The organism is Rhizobium sp. UBA1881 (genome assembly GCF_002338015.1).
Taxonomy (GTDB): domain Bacteria; phylum Pseudomonadota; class Alphaproteobacteria; order Rhizobiales; family Rhizobiaceae; genus Rhizobium.
Genome location: NZ_DDHH01000182.1, coordinates 11,987 through 17,131, shown reverse-complemented (window position 1 = coordinate 17,131; position 5,145 = coordinate 11,987). Strand labels below are relative to the sequence as shown.

The 5,145-nt window shown below is 63.3% G+C and carries 7 protein-coding genes; 1 reads left to right on the top strand and 6 read right to left on the bottom strand.

Annotation, left to right across the window (positions count from 1 at the left end):
- Positions 1–91: 91 nt before the first annotated feature.
- The 6 genes from pip to cysS form a co-directional block, all read right to left on the bottom strand.
- Positions 92–1,048, bottom strand: a complete 957-nt coding sequence (pip, locus tag B3605_RS22210; protein WP_296436079.1) for a prolyl aminopeptidase — start codon at positions 1,046–1,048, stop codon at positions 92–94.
- Complete coding sequence (locus B3605_RS22205) at positions 1,045–1,521, bottom strand: GFA family protein (protein WP_112941345.1); 477 nt, start codon at positions 1,519–1,521, stop codon at positions 1,045–1,047. Before B3605_RS22205 ends, pip begins: the two co-directional genes overlap by 4 nt.
- Complete coding sequence (locus B3605_RS22200; RefSeq protein WP_112941344.1) at positions 1,518–1,988, bottom strand: GFA family protein; 471 nt, start codon at positions 1,986–1,988, stop codon at positions 1,518–1,520. Before B3605_RS22200 ends, B3605_RS22205 begins: the two co-directional genes overlap by 4 nt.
- Before the next feature lie 14 nt (positions 1,989–2,002).
- The gene (locus tag B3605_RS22195) at positions 2,003–2,482 is read right to left on the bottom strand and encodes a GFA family protein (protein ID WP_112941343.1); all 480 of its coding nucleotides are present in this window, start codon (positions 2,480–2,482) and stop codon (positions 2,003–2,005) included.
- Positions 2,479–2,847 carry an endonuclease domain-containing protein gene (locus B3605_RS22190; protein ID WP_112941342.1) on the bottom strand — a complete coding sequence of 123 codons (369 nt, stop codon included), beginning with the start codon at positions 2,845–2,847 and terminating at the stop codon, positions 2,479–2,481. The genes B3605_RS22195 and B3605_RS22190 overlap by 4 nt, the downstream gene beginning before the upstream one ends.
- A 233-nt stretch (positions 2,848–3,080) precedes the next feature.
- The gene (gene cysS, locus B3605_RS22185) at positions 3,081–4,487 is read right to left on the bottom strand and encodes a cysteine--tRNA ligase (RefSeq protein WP_112941341.1); all 1,407 of its coding nucleotides are present in this window, start codon (positions 4,485–4,487) and stop codon (positions 3,081–3,083) included.
- A gap of 432 nt (positions 4,488–4,919) precedes the next feature.
- Between cysS and B3605_RS22180 the strand changes: the two genes are divergently transcribed.
- A partial coding sequence (locus tag B3605_RS22180; RefSeq protein ID WP_414707009.1) for a GH25 family lysozyme occupies positions 4,920–5,145 on the top strand: 226 nt, incomplete at its 3' end.

Sequence of the window (5,145 nt, the reverse complement as noted above, 5' to 3'; positions counted from 1 at the left end):
CCAGCCAATCTCCCCACCTGTGGGGGAGATGCCCGGCAGGGCAGAGGGGGGCGTACACCCACCAGCGCCAGCTCACTCACTCCGAAGAGCCTTATTTCCCCGCAAACATGTCCGTCGCCCGGATCAGCCTGTCGAGGATGCCCGGCTCGGAATAGGCATGCCCCGCACCCTCGATCAGGTGGAAATCCGCTTTCGGCCAGGCCTTGTGCAGCGCCCAGGCATATTTGGCCGGGCAGGACATGTCGTAGCGACCGTGGACGATAAGGCCGGGAATGTCCTTCAGCTTGTGGGCGTCGCGCAGAAGCTGACCTTCCTCCATCCAGCCGGCATTGACGAAGAAGTGGTTCTCGATGCGCGCGAAGGCATAGGCGAACTCGGCGTCCTCGAACTTGCCGCTGGTCGAAGGCTCCGGCATCAGCGTGATCGTCTCGCCTTCCCAGATGCTCCAGGCCTTGGCCGCTTCCAGCCGCACCGCCTTGTCTTCGTGCGTGAGCCGACGATGATAGGCATGCATCATCTCATGCCGCTCGTTCTCACGGATCGGCGCGACGAAGCGCTCCCACTTGTCCGGGAACATCTCGGAAACGCCGAACTGATAGTACCAGTCGAGCTCGGCCTTCGTCAGCGTGTAGATCCCGCGCACGATCAGCTCCGACACCCGCTCCGGATATTTCTCGGCATAGGCGAGCGCCAGCGTCGAGCCCCAGGAACCGCCGAAGACTTGCCACTTCTCGGCGCCCGCCATCTCGCGCAGCCGCTCTATGTCGGCAACGAGATGCCAGGTGGTGTTGGCGTTGAGATCGGCATGCGGCGTCGAGCGGCCGCAGCCGCGCTGGTCGAACAGCGTCACGTCGTAAAGCGCGGGATCGAATAACCGGCGATGGCTCGGCGCGATGCCGCCGCCGGGACCGCCATGCAGGAACACGGCCGGCTTTGCGCCCGGCGTGCCGCATCGTTCCCAATAGATCACATGCCCGTCGCCCACATCGAGATGGCCCGATGCATAGGGTTCGATTTCGGGATAGAGCGTTCTGAGGACTTCGGTCATATTTTCACGCCTTGGGCTGGCCAGATATTGGTATCGTGATCGGGATGCTGGAAGGAGATGATCGCCTCCTGCCGCGCGTAGAAATCGGGGTCGGTATGAACCGGCTGGTCGAAGATCGTCTCGACCCAGGGGATGCGCGCCTCGTAGTTGACCTGGACCTGCGGCGCGAGATCGCTGCGATCGTCGAAAGTGCCGATCGCAAGCTCGAGCCCGCCGGGATGCCTGTAGATCATCGGCGTGCCGCAATCCTTGCAAAACCCGCGCTCGATGTTGACGGATGACTGGAAATAGCTCGGCGCGCCGCGCGTCCATTCCATGCCTTCCTCCGGCGTCGTCACCAGCGCCGAGAAAAACCCGCCGAACTGCTTCTGGCACATGCGGCAATGGCAGATCGACGGTCGCCCGAGCTTAGCTGAGATACGAAAACGCACTGCGCCGCATTGGCATCCGCCGGTTCGGATGGGTTCGCTCATGATGATGCTCCAGATGGCCATTCGGCCGTGTCGTGGTCGGGATGTTGATGGTTGCTCGCGGCAATCGCATTTTCGCGATCGGGCGTCTCTTCGTCGCGTTCGACAGGCAGGCTGTCGAGGTCGTGAAACCAGCGCATCTTGCGCCCGGTATTCGATTGCGCCACCGGCTTGACCGCCTGCGGATCGTCGAGCGTGCCGAGAACGAGATTGATGAAGTCAGCCTCGGGTATGTCGTAAAACAGCGGCGTCCCGCAGGCCGCGCAAAAGCCACGCCGCACGAGATCGGAGGATTGAAACCACGCCGGCTCCCCGCGCGTCAGCGTAAACTCGGATCGCTTCGCGGCCGCCAGTGGCATGAAGTAGTTGCCGGAGGCCTTCTGGCACATGCGGCAATGGCACAGATGCGGATAGCCGAGTTCGCCCGCCGCGCGATAACGAACCGCGCCGCACTGGCATCCCCCACTCATCGCCGCTGTTGTGCTCACGGACGCTTTTCCTCGGGCCAGGTTGCGGTGTCGTGGTCAGGATGCTGGTAGGAAACGAGATCGAGCACGAAGGGTGCCGCCTCGGCATCGTCTTCGGTTACGCGCGCCGGCAGTTCGTGCAGATGGTCGACGAAATCGATCTTGCGCTCGGTGCCGAACTGGATGACGGGCGGGAGTGCCGAGGGTTCGTCGAAGGCACCGGCGGCAACTGCGATCCCGTCCGGCGCCTCATAGGTCAGCGGCGTGCCGCAATCGGCGCAAAAGCCGCGCTCGACGACGTTCGACGATTGAAACCGCTTCCGCTCGCCCCGCGTCCATTCAAGCTCGGCGCCACGCACCGACACCAGCGGCGCATAATAGGCGCCGAAGGCCTTCTGGCACATGCGGCAGTGACAGATCGAGGAGTCCTTGAGCGTTCCCTCGACCCGGAAACGGATCGCGCCGCACTGGCAGCCGCCAGTGTAGGTTGAGGTCATGAGCTGTGCCTTCCTATGATCGTGAGGATATGCAGGCAGACATTGTCGATATCGCGCAGGACGTCGTCGTTCCAGAAGCGCAGGACTGTCCAGTGATCCGCTTCTAGGCGACGGGTCCTTGCTTCGTCATAGACAGCGTTCGGCTCGCGCGCGTGCTGCCAGCCATCGATCTCGACGATAAGCCGATGTTGGGGGCAGGCGAAATCGACGATGAAGCCGGCGACCGGGACCTGTCTGCGAAAGCCGAGGCCCATCAGCCGGTGGGCGCGCAGTTCGTTCCAGAGCTTCAGTTCAGCTTCGGTCAAGGCCTTGCGCATGCGCTTTGCATTGGCGCGGCGCTGCGGGGGAACGGGGGCATGGGTCATTGCATGCTCCTTCGCTAGCGCAGCGGGCGTGTTACCCCCCTCTGTCCTGCCGGACATCTCACCCACAAGGGGGGAGATTGGATAGTAGCGATCGCTCGTCCCAACGCAACGTTGAGCGAACTCGAAGCGTTGATGGCTGGGCGATGCGGCCACGCCCAGCCGATCTCCCCCCTTGTGGGGGAGATGCCCGGCAGGGCAGAGGGGGGTATCGCAGGCCGCAGCGCTGACCATGACTACCGCTTCACCTCCCACGTCGTCACCCGCTCGCCGGTCGCCGCATCCTTGCCGTCCTTCAGTTGCACGCCCTCGGCCAGCAGCGTGTCGCGGATCTTGTCGGCTTCGGCGAAGTTTTTGGCCTTCAGCAGTTCCAGCCGCGCCTTCACGCGTCGGTCGATCTCGATCGCCACCGCCTCGTCGATCTCAGCCATCTCCGGCAGAAGCCCGAGCAGGGCGGCACTGGCGGCGTAGGTCGGCAGCAGCGATTTGTCGGCGTTGGCTTCCTGTGCCAGCGCATGCAGCGCCTGCACGGCAGCCACCGTGTTGAGATCGTCGCGGAGCGCGCCGAGGACCACCTCAGACGGTGCGGCGTCGCCGGCGTCCGCCGCCGGCCACTTTGCTAGCAGGCGTTCGGCCTCTTCGAGCCGCTTGATCGAGAAATCGATCGGCTCGCGGTAATGCGTCATCAGCATCGCGAGACGCAGCACGGCGCCCGGCCATTTGCGACCACCGAATTTCTCCGTTGCCAGCAATTCGTTGATGGTGATGAAGTTGCCTTCCGACTTCGACATCTTGCGGCCTTCGACCTGCACGAAGCCGTTGTGCATCCACACATTCGCCATCACCTCGGTGCCATGCGCGCAGCGCGACTGGGCGATCTCGTTTTCATGGTGCGGGAAGATCAGGTCGAGCCCGCCGCCATGGATATCGAAGACGTCGCCGAGATAGCGCTGGCTCATTGCCGAGCACTCGATATGCCAGCCGGGACGGCCACGGCCCCAGGGGCTTTCCCAGCCGGGTTCGCTGTCGCTGGAGGCCTTCCAGAGAACGAAGTCGCCGGGGTTCTTCTTGTGCGCGTCGACCGCGATGCGGGCTCCCGCCTGCTGTTCGTCGAGCGGCCGCTTCGAAAGCTGCCCGTAATCGGCCATCGACTTGGTGTCGAACAACACCTCGCCCTCGGCCTCATAGGCGTGCCCACGTGCAATCAGCCGCCCGATGATCTCGATCATCTGAGCGATATTGTCAGTCGCGCGCGGCTCCACGGATGGCTCCAGGCAGCCGAGTGCCGCCACGTCCTCGTGAAACTGCCGCGCCGTCTTCTCGGTCACGGCATGGATCGCGTCGTTGAGCGAGAGGCTCGGATGATCGCGCAGCGCCCGAGCATTGATCTTGTCGTCGACGTCGGTGATGTTGCGCGCATATGTGACGTGGTCGCCGCCATAGACATGCTTCAGCAGCCGGAAGAGCACGTCGAAGACGATGACGGGGCGGGCGTTGCCGATATGGGCGAAGTCATAGACGGTGGGGCCGCAGACATACATGCGCACGTTGTCGGCGTCGATCGGTGCGAAAACCGTCCGTTCGCGCGTCAGCGTGTTGTACAGCTTGAGTTCCGGCGTCTTCGATCCCGACTGGCCGTCCATGTCTATTCTCCCAAAATGCCATAGTCCGAAAAACAACGTATCGCCGCCGGCGGGCCGGGGCGTTTGTCATCTTGGCGTATTGGGAGACGAAAACGGCCAGGCCAGCGAGCGCGCTAGCGAATAATCTTCCGGCAGATGATGCAGGTAACCGTCTTCATGGCGGGTTTTATGGCCCGGCTTCGGGCATTGGTCAAGGGGGGTGAGACGCGGTCGGGCTGTGCCCGAGCAATCGATCCAGCGAATCGATTGCAGCGTCGAACGCCCGGAGCGCAAGCGAAGGGCCGGGCGGTCACGACATCGCTCAAGCCCGCCCTATACTCGGCAACGAAGAAGGGCGAAGCGGAGCCACCATTGAAGCGAATATATCAGGCATTGCTCGCCGCCGTCCTTCTGGCTGTCGCCGCAGCCGCCTATCTGGCATACGATCGCGGCATGGCCCCTTTCTCACCACCTTCGCTCGCCGATTATCCGATCCAGGGCATCGACATCAGCCACCACCAGGGCGCGATCGATTGGAGCGCGCTGGCGGCGCAGCCGAATGTCCGCTTTGCAATCATGAAGGCGACGGAAGGTGGCGATCACCGCGATACCCGCTTTGCCGAGAACTGGCAGGCGGCGAAGAATGCGGGCATCGTCAGGGGCGCCTACCACTTCTTCA

Bases quoted from the DNA above. Each gene is read 5' to 3' on its own strand.
- pip (WP_296436079.1), bottom strand. From the start codon at position 1,048: ATGACCGAAGTCCTCAGAACGCTCTATCCCGAAATCGAACCCTATGCA.
- B3605_RS22205 (WP_112941345.1), bottom strand. From the start codon at position 1,521: ATGAGCGAACCCATCCGAACCGGCGGATGCCAATGCGGCGCAGTGCGT.
- B3605_RS22200 (WP_112941344.1), bottom strand. From the start codon at position 1,988: ATGAGTGGGGGATGCCAGTGCGGCGCGGTTCGTTATCGCGCGGCGGGC.
- B3605_RS22195 (WP_112941343.1), bottom strand. From the start codon at position 2,482: ATGACCTCAACCTACACTGGCGGCTGCCAGTGCGGCGCGATCCGTTTC.
- B3605_RS22190 (WP_112941342.1), bottom strand. From the start codon at position 2,847: ATGACCCATGCCCCCGTTCCCCCGCAGCGCCGCGCCAATGCAAAGCGC.
- cysS (WP_112941341.1), bottom strand. From the start codon at position 4,487: ATGGACGGCCAGTCGGGATCGAAGACGCCGGAACTCAAGCTGTACAAC.